Source organism: Streptomyces sp. NPDC053079 (genome assembly GCF_044546695.1).
Taxonomy (GTDB): domain Bacteria; phylum Actinomycetota; class Actinomycetes; order Streptomycetales; family Streptomycetaceae; genus Streptomyces.
Map to the genome: position 1 here is coordinate 48,151 of NZ_JBITZJ010000007.1, position 14,862 is coordinate 63,012.

The following is a 14,862-nucleotide window of genomic DNA, read 5'->3' on the forward strand; positions in this document are numbered from 1 at the left end:
TCCCCGCCCGCCGGTCACGGCCGGGCTCCGCGCCGCCGTCGTACGAGGCGTACGGCCGCGCCCGCCACGGCGAGGCCGACGAGCGCGGCCAGCGACGGCACGAGCCAGGGCAGGGGCGTGTACGGGCCGGACGCGGAGGCGTGGGTGCCGTCGGGGGCCGTGGCCGTGACGCTGACCCTGACCCGGTCCAGGCGCGGGGCGTCCGGCCACTTCTCCGCCAGCCGCACGCTGCGGCCCGGCGGCAGCTCGGCGGGCACCCCGGTCGCCGGCCGGCGCAGGACCTCGCCGAAGAGCCCCTCGGCCCGGATGGCCAGGCGGGGGGCGAGGGTGGTGTTGCCCCGGTTGACCAGTGAGTAGCGGATGACCGCGGCCCCGCCCGTACCGCTGACCCGCACCCGTTCCACCGAGAGCGCGGAGAGCGCCGCCCCGCTGACCCGTACCGCCAGCGGCACCCGCACCAGCCGGCCCTCCTCCGAGGCGACCACGGCGGCGGCGTGGTCGCCGGGCCCCAGCCCCGCGGGCACGGTCACGGTCAGGGGCACGTCCGCCCGGGTGCGCGGCGGCACGCTCACGCGGGCCGCCGCGAGGGAGATCCACGGGCCGGTGCCGCGCAGGGCGATCGTGCGGGGCCGGTCGCCGGGGTTGACCAGGGACAGCTTGTCCTCGAAGACCGTGCCGGGCGCGCCCTCCAGGTAGAAGGCGGAGCGGTCCTCCGCCGTCGGCCCCTTCCTGCCGCCGGGCGCGGGCACCGCCGTCCACGGCTTCGCGTCGGCGGTCGCGGGGGCCGTGGGGAGGGCGAGCAGCGCCAGGGCGGCACACAGGGCGGCGGTGCGGGTGCGGGACGTCATCGGCGGCTCCCTGGGCGTGGGCGTACGGGGTCAGCCGGTGGCGCGGCTCCTGCGGGTGAGCCAGAGGGTGCCCCCGACGCCGGCGAGGAGCACCGTGCCGCCGAGGGTGCCGAGGGCGACGGCGGAGTCGGAGGGGCCGGTCTGCGGAAGCTGGCCGCCGCCGGTGGCCGCCGAGCCGCCGGATCCGGTGCTGCCCGTGGTGCCGCCCGTACTGCCGGTCGTCCCTCCGGTGGAGCCGCCCGTGGCGGAGCCGCCGGTCGAACCACCGGTCGAACCGCCGGTCGTCGAGGAACCGCCCGTCGTTCCCGCCGTGGACCCGCCGGTCGAGCCGCTGGTGGAGCCGCCGGTCGTCCCGCCCGGGCCCTTGACCTCGAGGGTCAGCGACGGCTTGGGGTTGTTGGTGGGGGTGCAGGTGGTCGTGGTGCCCAGGGCGAGGATGGTGAGGGTCGAGGCCGTGAAGGTGACCTGGCCGCCCTTCTTCGGCGTGTACGTGCCCGAGAGGTCACTGATCTTGATGGGGGTGTTCGGGGGTATCGGCTGGTCGTTGGGGGGGCCGGAGACCGCCACCGTGCCGCTGTCCGCGCCGCCGAGCTTGATGACGGCGCTTGGCTTCATCGCGCCCTTGCCGAGTTCGATGGGGCTGGAGGAGACGCCCTTTTGGAAGGACATGGTGAGTTTGTACGCCTCGCCGCTCGCCACGGCCTTGATGTCGATGGGCGAGACGGCGCTCTTGTCCCCGATCGGGGTCTTGCACTGGTAGTTGACGTCGACGGTCTCGGCCTGCGCGGCCGGTGCGACCAGCAGGATCGTGCCACCGGCCAGAGCCGCCGAGACCACGAGCGCACCGACGCGGCGCACGGGGTGACGTGGAATGTGGGACACCTGGGGTTCCCCTCTCGTCCGGTGCCGCAGCCGAAAATTACTGACGACACATCAGATCGGGCGCCGACAGTACGCCGGGGACGGTGGAGAGGGAAGACACAGAACACGCCGCGCTCGGCGCGCGACATGAGGCGGGCGCGGGGCGCGGCGTGGGCCGGGCAGGCGGTGGGGCGCCAAGGGGCGCCGGGGCATGCGCTATGACGGAGCGGCAAGCTCCGCCCAGACCGTCTTGCCGACGGCGCCGTCGTGCCGCACGACGCCCCAGTCCAGGCAGAGGCGCTGCACGATGAACATGCCGTGCCCGCCGGGCCGCCCCGCACGGTGCGGGGTGCGGGGCGCGGGCGTGCCGGCGCCGAGGTCGGCGACCTCCAGCCGCAGCACCTTGCCCGAGCGGCTGACGCGCAGCTCCTCGGGGCCGTCGGCGTGCAGGCAGGCGTTGGTGACGAGCTCGGAGACGACGAGCAGCACATCCTCGGCCGCGGCCCGGTGGTCGGCCGTGCTCGCCGGCAGCCAGCCCCAGTCATGGAGCGCCTGCCGGGTGAAATCGCGGGAGAGCGGCACGGCGCCGCCGACCCCGACGAGGCGCAGCCTGCGGATCTGCCCGCCCGGCGGCGGTGAGCCGGCAGGGGCGGCGCCGGAGGCGTCCGGACCGGGACCGTCCGGCGGTGGGCACGCCCGGGGGGTGCTCATCAGCGCTTCACCTCACCGATTCACCGAAACGAACACGAACATCTACAACGGATTCAGCTGTCTCCTGCCCGGCGGAATCGTGAGAACACCCACGAATTCGACACGGGGCCTGTGACACAGGCAACGGAGAGGAAGGGGGGACCGACGGGCAGGCTCAGTCGGCGAGCGCCGCGTCGAGCGTGTCGTGCACGGTGAAGACGGCTCCGGCGCCCGTGATCTCGAAGACCCGGGCGACCACGGGGCCCATCGCGGCGAGATGGATGGCGCCTCCGGCGGCCTCGGCCTTCAGCCGGGCGCCCAGGAGCACGTTCAGTCCGGTGGAGTCGCAGAAGTCCAGCTGCGAGCAGTCGACGATCACGCGCGCGTCGCCGTCGCGGACGCAGCCTTCGAGTGGCGCACGCAACAATTCGGCCGTGTGGTGATCGAGCTCACCCGCCGGCGAAACGATCGAGCTCGCCCCGTGCCGCCGGACCTCCACAATCAGCCGACCTCTGCTCGGATTGCCGACCATCCCGCGATCCATGCGCTTCCCTTCGTGCCTTACGTGCCTTCGTGGCGTACCCGCGTGGCGCAGGCAAAACCCTACGCCTTCGATACGCGCCTCCGGAAGCCGAACTTCCGCCATTTCCGACAGAAGGGGGCAAACGGTACTTGCCATATGAAGGTAAAGACCGGTAGGGCTAGTAGAGACACATCCACCACGGACGGCCTCGGAGGCGCCGCAAACCGCAGCAAAAGGGTCACGGCATCGGCAGCCATATGCCGAGAATGATGGAGGAGACCATGTCACCCCGGCTCGACGAAAAGCATTCCGATACCTCGTGCGCGGCCCTGGCGGCCCGCACTCCCGAGGACCGGGAGACCGCCTCGTCGACAACCCCGCCCGAGCACAGCGACCCCGGACTCTCCGGGCTCCCCGAGATCCCCCCGTACGACGAGGTGGGAGCGGTCGACGCACGTGCTCTGTCCAAGACTCTCTTCGCGCGCCTGTCCGCGCTCGAGGAGGGCACACACGAATACGCGTACGTCCGCAACACCCTGGTCGAACTGAACCTGGCACTGGTGAAGTTCGCGGCCTCCCGGTTCCGCACCCGCAGCGAGCCGATGGAGGACATCATCCAGGTCGGCACGATCGGTCTGATCAAGGCCATCGACCGCTTCGAGCTCAGCCGGGGCGTGGAGTTCCCCACGTTCGCGATGCCGACGATCATCGGCGAGATCAAGCGCTTCTTCCGGGACACCAGCTGGTCGGTGCGCGTGCCCCGCCGGCTCCAGGAGCTCAGGCTCGACCTGGCCCGGGCCGGTGACGAACTGGCGCAGCAGCTCGACCGCTCCCCCACCGTGGCCGAACTGGCCGAGCGGCTGGGCATCGCGGAGGACGAGGTCGTCGAGGGCATGGCCGCGAGCAACGCGTACACCGCGAGCTCGCTGGACGCCCAGGCCGAGGACGACGAGCCCGAGGGCTCGCTGTCCGACCGCATCGGCTACGAGGACCACAGCCTCGAGGGCATCGAGTACGTCGAGTCCCTCAAGCCGCTGATCGCCGAACTCCCCTCGCGTGACCGGCGGATACTCTCGCTGCGCTTCGTGGCGAACATGACGCAGTCCGAGATCGGCGACGAGCTGGGCATCTCCCAGATGCACGTCTCACGGCTGCTCTCCCGCACGCTGGTGCGGCTGCGCCGGGGCCTGATGAGCGAGGAGTAAGACCGGGGCCGGGCCTCCCTCGTCACCAGTGCGCCGCACGGACCTCTCCGTGCGGCGCACTGGGCGTCCCCGCCCGCCGCCCCAGCGGCGCCAGCGCGAGGAGGAGCAGCAGCGCGCCCACGGGTATCAGGTCCAGTCCCGCCGCCATGACCGCCACGGCGGCCACGACCACCGCCGGCCGCCAGGCCTCGACGGCGCGCACGACGGCCGACTGCACGATGAGCAGCAGCAGCCCGACGTAGAAGAGCATCGGGCCGACCGTGTAGAAGGCGGGCTTCACCCCCGGCGTGCCCTGGATCCGCTCGAAGAGCTCGTTCATGCTCGCCCGGTCCGCCGAGCTGTAGCCGACGACGAGGTCGATGCCCGCCTGCACCGTCACGGCCGCCACGCCCAGCAGGCCCAGCACCAGGGCGGAGCCGGCGAACCACCGGGCGGCCGGGCCGCGGCCGCGCACCGCCATCCGGCGCAGCCCCGCGAACACCGGGACGAACAGCACGACGCCCGCCAGCAGGGCGAGGTGGCCCAGCGACCAGTCCGGGCCGGGGCCGTGCTCGTCGTCGATCAGCCGGATGAGACCGTACGTCCCCAGGCATGCCGGCCCCGCGGCGAACGCCGCCCGTCCCCACGTGCTTGTCGTCATGCCCCGATCCTCGCGGCCGGGGCACCGCCCCGGCCTCGGGGAACACCCTGACGGGCCCCTGACCGGCCCCTGACGGGCGCTCAGAGCGCCCGGACACCCCGCTGCCAGACGGCGGAGACCAGCGGCACTCCGGGGCGGTAGGCGAGGTGGACGTGCGAGGGGGCGTCGAGGAGGGTGAGGTCGGCGCGGGCGCCCGGGGTCAGGCGGCCGATGTCGGTGCGCCGCAGGGCGGCCGCGCCGCCGGCGGTGGCGGACCAGACGGCCTCGTCGGGGGTCATGCCCATGTCCCGTACGGCCAGGGCGACGCAGAAGGGCATCGAACTGGTGAAGGACGAGCCCGGGTTGCAGTCCGTGGACAGCGCGACCGTGGCGCCGGCGTCCAGGAGCCGGCGGGCGTTCGGCCACTGGGCGCGGGTGGAGAACTCGGCGCCGGGCAGCAGCGTGGCGACGGTGTCGCCGTTCGCCAGGGCGTCGACGTCCGCGTCGGTCAGATGGGTGCAGTGGTCGGCGGAGGCCGCGCCCACCTCCACCGCGAGCTGCACGCCGGGGCCGTGGCCCAGCTGGTTGGCGTGGACGCGCGGGAGGAGACCGTGCCGCTTGCCGGCCTCCAGGACCGCACGGGCCTGGTCGCCGTCGAAGGCGCCCTTCTCGCAGAACACGTCGACCCAGCGGGCGTGCGGGGCGCACGCCTTCAGCATCTCGCCGGTGACGAGGGCGACGTAGCCGTCCGGGTCGTCGGCGAACTCCGGGGCGACGATGTGCGCGCCGAGGTAGGTGACCTCGTCGGTGTGGGCGGCGGCGATGCGCAGGGCACGGGCCTCGTCGTGGGTGGTCAGGCCGTAGCCGGACTTCGTCTCGAAGGTCGTGGTGCCCTGGCGCAGGGCCTCGGAGAGGTAGCGGGTGAGGTTCGCCTCGAGGTCGGCGTCGCTCGCCGCGCGGGTGGCCGCCACCGTGGTGCGGATGCCGCCCGCGCTGTAAGCGCGCCCGGACATCCGGGCGTTGAACTCGGCGGTGCGGTCGCCCGCGAAGACCAGGTGGGAGTGGGAGTCCACGAAGCCGGGCAGGCCCGCGCGGCCTTCGGCGTCGACCGCGTTGTCAGTGGCGGGTGCTTTGCTTCTCTCACCGACCCAGGCGACGCGGTCGCCGTCGATGACGACGGCCGCGTCCTGGATCAGGCCGAGGGGGCCTTCACCGAGGGAGGGGTCGTTGGTGACGAGACTGCTGATGTTGATGATCGCCGTGCTCATGCTGTCTCCGGTCCTCGGCGTCAGCCGCGCAGGGCGGCGATGGAGTCGGCCAGGGCCCGCGGCACGTCCGGTACGAGCTGGTGGACCCCGTCCCGTACGACGTGCCGCCCGCCCACGACCGTATGGGCGATGTCCGCGCTGGTCGCGGCGAATACGGCCGTCTCGGCCCCGTGCCGCGGGGCCGGTCCGGCGGTACGGACCGAGTCCAGCGCGACGGTCGTGAAGTCGGCGAGCGCGCCCGGCTCGATGCGGCCCGCGTCGGCCCAGCCCAGCGAGGCGTGGCCGTCGGCGGTGGCGGCGCGCAGCAGGGCGGACGCCGTCCAGTGGCCGCGGGTGCGGGTGCGCAGCCGCTCGTCGAGCTCCATGGCGCGGGCCTCTTCGAGCAGGTCGATCACGGCGTGGCTGTCGCTGCCCAGGGACAGCGGGCTGCCGGCCTGCTGAAGGCGGACGGCGGGGCCGGTGCCGTCGGCGAGGTCCCGTTCGGTGGTGGGGCACATGCAGATCGTCGTGTTCGAGCCGCCGAGGAGGTTGATGTCCTCGTCGCTCAGGTGCGTGGCGTGCACGGCGGAGGTGCGGGGCCCGAGCACACCGTGGTCGGCGAGCAGCCGCGTGGGGGTACGGCCGTGGGCCGCGAGGCAGGCCTCGTTCTCGGCGGTCTGCTCCGAGAGGTGCACGTGGAGCGGTGCCTGGCGCTCGTCCGCCCAGCCGGCGACGGTCGCCAGCTGGTCGGCGGGCACGGCCCGCACGGAGTGCACGGCGGCGCCGATGCGGGCGTGGCCGGCCGGCTTGAGGCCGGCCGCGCGCTCGGCCCAGGCGTCGGCCGTGCCGTCGGAGAAGCGGAGCTGGTGGTGGTTGGGGGGCTCCCCGAAGCCCGAAGAGAGGTAGGCGGTGTCGAGGAGGGTGATGCGGATGCCGGCTTCGTCGGCGGCCGCGATCAGGGCCTCGCCCATGGCGTTGGGGTCGGCGTAGGGGGTGCCGCCGGGGGCGTGGTGGACGTAGTGGAACTCGCCGACGCAGGTGATGCCGGCCAGCGCCATCTCGGCGTAGGTGGCACGGGCGAGGGCGTGGTAGCTGTCGGGGGTGAGCCGGTCGGCGACGCTGTACATCACCTCGCGCCACGTCCAGAAGGTGCCCGCGCCGACCTGGGTGCGGCCCCGCAGAGCGCGGTGGAAGGCGTGGCTGTGCGCGTTGGCCAGCCCCGGCAGGGTCAGCCCGCGCAGGGCGACCGCGCCCGGCGGCGGGGCCGGGACGTCGGTGCGCACGGCCGTGATCCGCCCGTCGGTGACGTCGACGGCCACGCCCGGCTCGACGGAGGCGCCGAGCCAGGCGTGCTCGGCCCAGTAGGTCACCTGCACGCGAGGCCCTCCAGTACGTCGGCCAGTGCGTTCACTCCGGCGACGCAGTCGTCCTCGGACGCCGTTTCGGCGGGCGAGTGCGAGACGCCGGTGGGGTTGCGCACGAACAGCATGGCGGTGGGAATGACGCCGGAGAGGATACCGGCGTCGTGTCCGGCGCCCGTGGGCAGCACGGGGACGCCGCCCAGCAGCTTGGCGAGCTCGTCGCGAAGGTCGTGGGCGAACTCCACGACGGGCGTGAAGGACTCCCGGGTGACCCGGACGTCGACGCCGTCGCGCTCCCCGCGTTCGAGGGCGGCCTGCTCGATGCCGGCGACGACGGCGGCGAGGGTCTCCTCGTCGGCGGCGCGCGAGTCCAGCCAGCCGCGTACGAGGGAGGCGATGGCGTTGACGCCGTTGGGCTCGACGCTCACCTTTCCGAAGGTGGCCAGGGCGCCGGCGAGGCGGGCCTTCTTGCGGGCGGCGAGCACGGTGTTGGCGTAGGTCAGCATCGGGTCGCGGCGGTCCTCGATGCGGGTGGTGCCGGCGTGGTTGGCCTCGCCGTGGAAGTCGAACCGCCAGCGGCCGTGGGGCCAGATCGCGGAGGCGACGCCGACCGCGTGGTCCGTGTCGGCGAGGGCGCGGCCCTGCTCGACGTGGAGCTCCACGAACGCGCCGATGCGGGCGAGGCGTTCGGGGTCGGCCCCGATGGCCTCCGGGTCGTGGCCGGCGCGCTCCATGGCCTGTGCCAGGGAGATCCCGTCGCCGTCGCGGAGGGCGTGGGCCTTGTCCACGGTCAGCTGCCCGGCGGTCAGCCGGGAGCCGACGCAGGCCAGGCCGAAGCGGGCGCCTTCCTCGTCGCCGAAGTTGACGATGGCGAGGGGGCGGCCCGGCTTCGCGCCGCGCGAGCGCAGCTCGTCCAGCGCGGCGAAGGAGGACACGACGCCGAGCGGCCCGTCGAAGGCGCCGCCGTCCGGGACGGAGTCCAGGTGGGAGCCGGTGACGACGGCGTCACCGGCGGTGGGGTCGCCGAGCCAGGCCCACTGGTTGCCGTTGCGGTCGAGCTCGTAGGTGAGCCCGCGGGTCTCGGCCTGTGCGCGGAACCATGCGCGGCAGTCGGCGTCGGCGCCGGTCCAGGCGAAGCGGCGGTAGCCGCCGCTTTCCTGGTTACGGCCGATGGGGAGGAGGTCCCGCCACATCTCGTGGAAGCTCGCGCCTGCGGCGCGCTGCCCCGGTTGTGGGCAATCGTTCCGCTGGGCGGAACGGGTGGGCACAACCCCACCCGCACCCGGCGGGGTACGGTCAGCCCCACCAGGGGCACCCGCTTCCGGTGCAGGCCGGTGGGCCGGCTGCGCCCACCCGTGCCGCCCTGCGGCACGATTGCCCGCAACGTCGCTCACGAGTCCTCCCGCATCGGGATGCGAACCCCGCGGTCCTCGGCCACCGTCTCCGCGATGTCGTACCCGGCGTCCACGTGCCGGATCACGCCCATCCCCGGGTCGTTCGTCAGGACGCGGCGGATCTTCTCGCCTGCCAGCGCCGTGCCGTCGGCGACCGTGACCTGGCCCGCGTGGATGGAGCGGCCCATGCCGACGCCGCCGCCGTGGTGGAGGGAGACCCACGAGGCGCCCGAGGCCACGTTGACCATGGCGTTGAGCAGCGGCCAGTCCGCGATCGCGTCGGAGCCGTCGAGCATGGCCTCGGTCTCGCGGTAGGGGGAGGCCACCGAGCCGCAGTCGAGGTGGTCACGGCCGATGGCCAGCGGCGCGGCGAGCGTGCCGTCGGCGACCATCTCGTTGAAGCGCTCGCCGGCCTTGTCGCGCTCGCCGTAGCCGAGCCAGCAGATGCGGGCGGGCAGGCCCTGGAAGTGGACGCGCTCCCCGGCCATCTTGATCCAACGGGCGAGGGACTCGTTCTCGGGGAAGAGTTCGAGCATCGCCTTGTCGGTCTTGTGGATGTCGGCCGGGTCGCCCGACAGCGCCGCCCAGCGGAAGGGACCCTTGCCCTCGCAGAAGAGGGGGCGGATGTAGGCGGGGACGAAGCCGGGGAAGTCGAAGGCGCGGGTATAGCCGGCCAGCTGGGCCTCGCCGCGGATGGAGTTGCCGTAGTCGAAGACCTCGGCGCCCGCGTCCTGGAAGCCGACCATGGCCTCGACGTGCTTGGCCATCGATTCGCGCGCCCGCACCGTGAAGTCGGCGGGCTTCTCGGCGGCGTAGGTGGCCATCTCGTCGAAGTCGACGCCGATCGGCAGGTAGGCCAGCGGGTCGTGGGCGGAGGTCTGGTCCGTCACGATGTCGATGGGGGCGTTCATGGCGAGCAGCTGCGGGACGAGCTCGGCCGCGTTGCCCAGGACGCCGATGGAGAGCGGGCGGCGGGCGTCGCGGGCCTCGACGGCCAGCTGGAGGGCGTGGTCGAGGGAGTCGGCCTTGACGTCGAGGTAGCGGTGCTCGATGCGGCGCTCGATGGCGCGCGGGTCGCAGTCGATGCACAGGGCGACGCCGTCGTTCATGGTGACGGCCAGCGGCTGGGCGCCGCCCATGCCGCCGAGGCCGGCGGTGAGGGTGATCGTCCCGGCCAGGGTGCCGCCGAACTTCTTCGCCGCGACGGCGGCGAAGGTCTCGTACGTGCCCTGGAGGATGCCCTGGGTGCCGATGTAGATCCAGGAGCCGGCCGTCATCTGGCCGTACATGGTCAGGCCGAGGTGCTCCAGGCGGCGGAACTCCTCCCAGTTGGCCCAGTCGCCGACGAGGTTGGAGTTGGCGATCAGTACGCGCGGCGCCCACTCGTGGGTCTGCATGACGCCGACCGGCCGGCCGGACTGGACCAGCATGGTCTCGTCCTGCTTGAGGTTCTGCAGGGTGCGGACCATGGCGTCGAAGGAGCGCCAGTCGCGGGCGGCCTTGCCCGTGCCGCCGTAGACGACGAGCTTGTCGGGGTGCTCGGCCACCTCCGGGTCGAGGTTGTTCTGCAGCATCCGCAGTGCGGCTTCCTGCTGCCAACCCCGGGCGCTCAGCTCGGTGCCTCGCGGCGCTCGCACGGGTCGCGGTCCTGACATGGGCCCTGCCTCCCTGGCTCTGAATGGAACATTGCACAGTCTGAGCCGATGAATACCGCTAGTCAACAGCTTCTCGGCGGACACCGGCCTCGGGCAGTGGTGGAGTAGTGCACATGGGCCTCGACGAACGAGCGCGGGAAGGCGCCGCGAGCGCCGCCAGGCGGGACGCGGCCGTGCGGGCCGCCGTGCGGCAGCAGGTGGTGAGCGCCCGGCAGCCCGTCGTGGCGCTGCTGGACGTACAGGGCATCCGTACGGCGGCGGAGGCGCTGCGGGCGGCGTTCGCGGAGGTGGGCGGCGGGACGGAGATCCTGCACACCTTCGCCGTGAAGGCGACCCCGCTGGTGCCCGTGCTGCGGCTGCTGGCCGCCGAAGGGCTGGGCGCCGAGGTCGCGAGCCCCGGCGAGCTGGCGCTGGCCCGGGCGGCGGGCGTACCGGCCGGACGCACCGTGCTGGACTCGCCGGCGAAGACCACCGGCGAGCTGCGCGAGGCGCTCGCCACCGGGATCACCGTCAACGCCGACAGCCGGGAGGAGCTGGCGCGGCTGGACGCCCTCCTCGCCGCCGCGCCCAGCGCCTCGCCGGTCGGCCTGCGGGTGAACCCCCAGGTCGGCGGCGGCAGCATCGGCGCCCTCAGCACGGCCACCGCGACCTCGAAGTTCGGTGTGGCCCTGCGGGACGAGGGGGCGCGCGAGTGGCTGGTGGACGCGTATCTGCGGCGGCCGTGGCTGACCCGGATCCACGCCCACGTCGGGTCGCAGGGCTGCCCGCTGGAGCTGATGGCCGCCGGGGTGCGGGAGGTCGTCGAGCTGGCCGAGGAGGTCAACCGCGCCCACCGGGCCGTCGGCGGCCAGGGGAGCCGGATCGACACCGTCGACATCGGTGGCGGTCTGCCGGTGAACTTCGCCTCCGACGACGTCGCGCCCACCCACCGCGAGTACGCGCGGCTGCTGGCCGCCACCGTCCCGGCCCTGTTCGACGGGCGCTACGGCCTGGTCACCGAGTTCGGCCGGTCGCTGCTGGCCAAGAGCGGGACGATCCTGGCCCGGGTGGAGTACACGAAGTCGGCCGGTGGCCGCCGGATCGCGGTGACCCACGCGGGCGCGCAGGTGGCGGTGCGCACGGTCTTCGCGCCCGAGTCGTGGCCGCTGCGGGTGGCGGTGTTCGACGCCGAGGGGCGGCCCAAGCGGGCCGCCCCTGTGGCGCAGGACGTCGCCGGGCCGTGCTGCTTCGCGGGCGACCTGGCCGCGGTCGACCGCCTCCTGCCCCGCATCGAGGCCGGGGACCACGTCGCCCTGCTCGACACCGGCGCGTACTACTTCTCGCACCACTACGCGTACAACACGCTTCCCCGCCCGGGGGTTTACGGCTTTGCCGCGCACCAACAGGACGTGCGTTTTGCGACCGTACGACCGCCCCAGACCCTCGAGGAGCTCGTCGCCGAGAGCGGCGGCGACCACGCGGCGGACCTCAGCGCGCTGCGCCGACCGTGACCCCGCCCGGCGGCGTCGCGCCGCCCCGGCGCCGGGCGCCTCCCGGCAGGGCGTCGCCCGCGGCGAGCCCCGTGGTGAGGTAGCCGGGCACGGCCTTGGCGGCGGGGCTGCCCTGCGCCCAGTCCGTGCGCACCCACAGCAGCGCCTCGGCGCGGCGCTCCAGGCCGCCCAGCCACAGCGCCTTGGCCCACAGGCCCGTCGCCGTGCCGGCCATGGCCAGCCCGGCCGCGGCCGGCACCGCGAAGCAGGAGCCGACGGCGGCGAGGAAGGCGGCCGCCAGCCACCAGCGCCGCCCGCGCCGCCAGTTGCGCGCGGTCACGGCGCGGTCCTGGAGGAAGACGGACCGGCCCGCGCGCGAGGCGCCGCGCGCGAGGCGCGCGTACCGCCCGCGCCGCGCGGCGAAGGCCGCGGCCCCGGCGAGGATGAACAGCGCCGCCCCGGCCAGCAGGCCGATCCGGCGCCCGGTCAGCCCCGGCACCAGGGCTCCGGTACCCGCGCTCAGCACTCCCAGCCACCACAGCGGACCGGCCGGCGCTCTGACCACCACGGCGACCCGCGCCAGCGCATACGCTCCGCGCCCCACGTCAGACCTCCTCGTTCCTCGGGCTCGCGCCGGGCACGCTAGCCGACGAATCTGAGGACCGGCTGAGAGACGCCCGGGCATCGCCGGTCCACCGGAGGTCATACCCAGGTATCAGGCGCGGGTTGGCTCCCCCGTATGTCGCCCGCGGGCACGGCCGGTCCCTAGGGTCGGCGCATCAGCACAGCGGTGGGAGGAGCCGAGGATGCCGGTGAACGAACAGGGACTGCGCCGACGGGCGTTGGTGGCGGCGGGGGCGCTGGCGCTGACCGGCCTGCTGAGCGCGTTCGCCCCCCACGCGAATGCCGCCGCGGCGGCCCCCGGCGCCGCCCCGGCCCGCGTCGCCCTGCCCGGGCCCACCGGCCCGTACGCCGTGGGCACCACCACCCGGCACCTGGTCGACGCCTCGCGCGAGGACCCCTGGCACCCCGGGCGCGGCCACCGCGAGGTGAGCGTCGGCTTCTGGTACCCGGCGGCCCGCGGCGATCAGGGCACCGCCCACCGCACCGCGCCCCACATGGAGCCCCGTGCGGCCGCCCACTTCGGCTCCGCGACCGGCGCGGGCACCCTCAACCAGGGCGTGCCCACCGGCGCGGCGGACTGGGCCGGCACGCGCACGCACGCACGCGTGGACGCCCCCGCAGCCCGCGGGGCCGCACGCCCGGTCGTGCTGTACTCCGCGGGCCTGGGCGACCCCCGGACGTGGAACACCTCGCTCGTGGAGGACCTGGCCTCACGCGGCTATGTGGTCGTCACGGTCGACCACACCTACGACTCCTCGGAGGTGGCCCTGTCCGGCGGCCGGCTCGCGACGTCCGTTCTGCCGGAGCTCGCCGCGAAACCCGGCACCGACATCGACGCGGTGCTGCGCACGGCCCTGCGGGCGCGGGTCGACGACGCCCGCTTCGTGCTGGACGTCCTCGGCGCCCCCGGGCGCCGCCCGGCCCTGCCGAAGGACCTGGCGGACGCCATGGACCTGCGGCGCGTGGGCATGGTGGGCCACTCGGCGGGCGGCTTCGCGGCCGTGCAGACGATGCACGACGACCGCCGCGTCCGGGCCGCCGTCAACATGGACGGCACGATGGAGTTCCCCGCCCCGGACGGCACCGGAAGCCGCCTGGGCACGGCGCCCCGCGACGGCGTGGACCGGCCGTTCCTGCTGATGGGCACGGACGCGGCGGACTCCGGCCCGTACGAGGGGCAGCCGTCCTGGAAAGCCCTGTGGGAGCACTCGCGCGGCTGGCGCGGCAACGTCACCCTGACCGGCTCGCAGCACGGCGCGTACACGGACGCGGCACCCCTGCTGCCGCAGCTGGCCCGGCAGCAGGCGCTGCCGTGGGAGACGGTCCGCAAGAACGTGGGGACCGTGGATCCGCAGCGGGCGGTGGCGGCGACACGGGCGTACGTGGCGTCGTTCCTCGACCGGTTCCTCGTGGGCCGGGACGACCATCTGCTGGACGGCCCCTCGGAGCGCTTCCCGGAGATGCGGCACGCCCGCTAGGCCGGACGCGGCGCGCCCGCTCACTCCACGAACAGGCCCCGCGCCGCCGCCTTCACGTCGAACTCCTCCAGCCGCGCCTGCGCGTCCGGCAGCGCGTCGCACATCGCCTCCAGCAGCACCCGGCCCAGCAGCATCGGCGCGCACGCCGTGTCGAAGGCCAGGCCCGTGCCGACGGCCGCCGGCAGCAGCAGGTCGCTATGGCGGGCGACGGGGGCGAACGTGGAGTCGGCGACCGTGACGACCGTCAGCCCGACACCGCGGGCGTACTCCAGGGCGTCGACGACCTCGCGCGGGTGGCGCGGCAGCGCGAAGCACAACAGCGCGCTCGCGCCCGCCCGCACGGCGGCGTCGACGCGGTCGACGAGCAGCGTGCCGCCCTCGTTGAGCAGCCGCACGTCGGGGTGGACCTTGCGCGCGAAGTAGGCGAAGCCGCCCGCCTGGGCTGCGGCGGCCCGCAGGCCCAGGACGGGCAGCGGCCGGGAGGCGGCCAGCAGCCGCCCGGCGCGGGCGACGGGCTCGGGGTCGGAGAGCAGCGAGGCGAGGTGGCGGAGGTTGTCGATCTCGGCGTGGACGGCCTGCTGGTACTCGTTGTACGAGCTGTCGGCCGGCGCCTCGACGGCGGGGACCACGTCGCGCAGGTGCCGGCGCAGCGCGGGGTAGCCGTCGAAGCCGAGGGCGACCGCGAAGCGGGTGACGGAGGGCTGGCTGACCCCGGCGAGGTCGGCGAGCTCCACGCTGGAGAGGAAGGGCGCGTCGGCGGCGCGCCGCACCATGCAGTGGGCGATGCGGCGCTGAGTGGGCGTCAGCCGGTGCCCCTCGAAGAGCTTCTGCAGCCGCGCGATGGCCTCCGGCTCGCCCCCGGTCTCGCTCATCGGCCCTCCTTGACCG

The 14,862-nt window shown here is 74.3% G+C and carries 14 protein-coding genes; 3 read left to right on the forward strand and 11 right to left on the reverse strand.

Going from position 1 to position 14,862, the window contains the following annotated elements; genetic code table 11:
- Positions 1-14 precede the first annotated feature (14 nt).
- The 4 genes from ACIGXW_RS25500 to ACIGXW_RS25515 all read right to left on the reverse strand — a co-directional run bounded on the left by ACIGXW_RS25500 (position 15) and on the right by ACIGXW_RS25515 (position 2,943).
- On the reverse strand, positions 15-848 hold the full coding sequence (locus ACIGXW_RS25500; protein WP_399575152.1) for a hypothetical protein: 834 nt from the start codon (positions 846-848) through the stop codon (positions 15-17).
- Between the two features lie 30 nt (positions 849-878).
- Positions 879-1,730, reverse strand: coding sequence for a peptidase (locus ACIGXW_RS25505; RefSeq protein ID WP_399575153.1), 852 nt, complete (start codon positions 1,728-1,730; stop codon positions 879-881).
- A gap of 195 nt (positions 1,731-1,925) precedes the next feature.
- Entirely contained in the window at positions 1,926-2,420 is a 495-nt protein-coding gene (locus ACIGXW_RS25510; RefSeq protein ID WP_399575154.1) for an ATP-binding protein, read from the reverse strand.
- Between the two features lie 154 nt (positions 2,421-2,574).
- Positions 2,575-2,943: an STAS domain-containing protein gene (locus tag ACIGXW_RS25515; protein WP_399575155.1), complete on the reverse strand. Its 369-nt coding sequence runs from the start codon at positions 2,941-2,943 to the stop codon at positions 2,575-2,577.
- A 260-nt stretch (positions 2,944-3,203) separates the two neighbouring features.
- On the opposite strand from ACIGXW_RS25515, the gene ACIGXW_RS25520 reads away from it, so the two are divergent.
- Positions 3,204-4,127: an RNA polymerase sigma factor SigF gene (locus ACIGXW_RS25520; protein WP_399575156.1), complete on the forward strand. Its 924-nt coding sequence runs from the start codon at positions 3,204-3,206 to the stop codon at positions 4,125-4,127.
- 22 nt (positions 4,128-4,149) lie between these two features.
- Here the strand turns inward: ACIGXW_RS25520 and ACIGXW_RS25525 are convergent, their stop codons facing one another.
- The 5 genes from ACIGXW_RS25525 to hutU form a co-directional block, all read right to left on the reverse strand.
- Positions 4,150-4,767 carry a hypothetical protein gene (locus tag ACIGXW_RS25525; RefSeq protein ID WP_399575157.1) on the reverse strand — a complete coding sequence of 206 codons (618 nt, stop codon included), beginning with the start codon at positions 4,765-4,767 and terminating at the stop codon, positions 4,150-4,152.
- Between the two features lie 80 nt (positions 4,768-4,847).
- Entirely contained in the window at positions 4,848-6,014 is a 1,167-nt protein-coding gene (gene hutI / locus ACIGXW_RS25530; RefSeq protein ID WP_399575158.1) for an imidazolonepropionase, read from the reverse strand.
- Between the two features lie 20 nt (positions 6,015-6,034).
- The gene (locus ACIGXW_RS25535; RefSeq protein WP_399575159.1) at positions 6,035-7,369 is read right to left on the reverse strand and encodes a formimidoylglutamate deiminase; all 1,335 of its coding nucleotides are present in this window, start codon (positions 7,367-7,369) and stop codon (positions 6,035-6,037) included.
- On the reverse strand, positions 7,360-8,547 hold the full coding sequence (locus ACIGXW_RS25540; RefSeq protein ID WP_399575160.1) for an allantoate amidohydrolase: 1,188 nt from the start codon (positions 8,545-8,547) through the stop codon (positions 7,360-7,362). Before ACIGXW_RS25540 ends, ACIGXW_RS25535 begins: the two co-directional genes overlap by 10 nt.
- 197 nt (positions 8,548-8,744) lie before the next feature.
- Positions 8,745-10,403, reverse strand: a complete 1,659-nt coding sequence (gene hutU / locus ACIGXW_RS25545; RefSeq protein WP_399575161.1) for a urocanate hydratase — start codon at positions 10,401-10,403, stop codon at positions 8,745-8,747.
- A 113-nt stretch (positions 10,404-10,516) separates the two neighbouring features.
- On the opposite strand from hutU, the gene ACIGXW_RS25550 reads away from it, so the two are divergent.
- Entirely contained in the window at positions 10,517-11,893 is a 1,377-nt protein-coding gene (locus tag ACIGXW_RS25550; RefSeq protein WP_399575162.1) for a diaminopimelate decarboxylase, read from the forward strand.
- Here the strand turns inward: ACIGXW_RS25550 and ACIGXW_RS25555 are convergent.
- Positions 11,871-12,476, reverse strand: a complete 606-nt coding sequence (locus tag ACIGXW_RS25555; RefSeq protein WP_071965337.1) for a hypothetical protein — start codon at positions 12,474-12,476, stop codon at positions 11,871-11,873. The genes ACIGXW_RS25550 and ACIGXW_RS25555 overlap by 23 nt on opposite strands.
- A gap of 202 nt (positions 12,477-12,678) precedes the next feature.
- Here ACIGXW_RS25555 and ACIGXW_RS25560 point away from each other — a divergent pair, with 202 nt between their 5' ends.
- Positions 12,679-13,974, forward strand: coding sequence for an alpha/beta hydrolase family protein (locus ACIGXW_RS25560; RefSeq protein WP_399575163.1), 1,296 nt, complete (start codon positions 12,679-12,681; stop codon positions 13,972-13,974).
- Between the two features lie 20 nt (positions 13,975-13,994).
- Here ACIGXW_RS25560 and ACIGXW_RS25565 read toward each other — a convergent pair whose 3' ends face one another.
- Positions 13,995-14,846 carry a MurR/RpiR family transcriptional regulator gene (locus ACIGXW_RS25565; RefSeq protein WP_071965335.1) on the reverse strand — a complete coding sequence of 284 codons (852 nt, stop codon included), beginning with the start codon at positions 14,844-14,846 and terminating at the stop codon, positions 13,995-13,997.
- Positions 14,847-14,862: the final 16 nt, after the last annotated feature.

Excerpts from the sequence above, each read along its gene's own strand:
- ACIGXW_RS25500 (WP_399575152.1), bottom strand. The coding sequence starts at position 848 with ATGACGTCCCGCACCCGCACCGCCGCCCTGTGTGCCGCCCTGGCGCTG.
- ACIGXW_RS25510 (WP_399575154.1), bottom strand. The coding sequence starts at position 2,420 with ATGAGCACCCCCCGGGCGTGCCCACCGCCGGACGGTCCCGGTCCGGAC.
- ACIGXW_RS25515 (WP_399575155.1), bottom strand. The coding sequence starts at position 2,943 with ATGGATCGCGGGATGGTCGGCAATCCGAGCAGAGGTCGGCTGATTGTG.
- ACIGXW_RS25520 (WP_399575156.1), top strand. The coding sequence starts at position 3,204 with ATGTCACCCCGGCTCGACGAAAAGCATTCCGATACCTCGTGCGCGGCC.
- ACIGXW_RS25525 (WP_399575157.1), bottom strand. The coding sequence starts at position 4,767 with ATGACGACAAGCACGTGGGGACGGGCGGCGTTCGCCGCGGGGCCGGCA.
- hutI (WP_399575158.1), bottom strand. The coding sequence starts at position 6,014 with ATGAGCACGGCGATCATCAACATCAGCAGTCTCGTCACCAACGACCCC.
- ACIGXW_RS25540 (WP_399575160.1), bottom strand. The coding sequence starts at position 8,547 with ATGTGGCGGGACCTCCTCCCCATCGGCCGTAACCAGGAAAGCGGCGGC.
- hutU (WP_399575161.1), bottom strand. The coding sequence starts at position 10,403 with ATGTCAGGACCGCGACCCGTGCGAGCGCCGCGAGGCACCGAGCTGAGC.
- ACIGXW_RS25550 (WP_399575162.1), top strand. The coding sequence starts at position 10,517 with ATGGGCCTCGACGAACGAGCGCGGGAAGGCGCCGCGAGCGCCGCCAGG.
- ACIGXW_RS25560 (WP_399575163.1), top strand. The coding sequence starts at position 12,679 with ATGCCGGTGAACGAACAGGGACTGCGCCGACGGGCGTTGGTGGCGGCG.
- ACIGXW_RS25565 (WP_071965335.1), bottom strand. The coding sequence starts at position 14,846 with ATGAGCGAGACCGGGGGCGAGCCGGAGGCCATCGCGCGGCTGCAGAAG.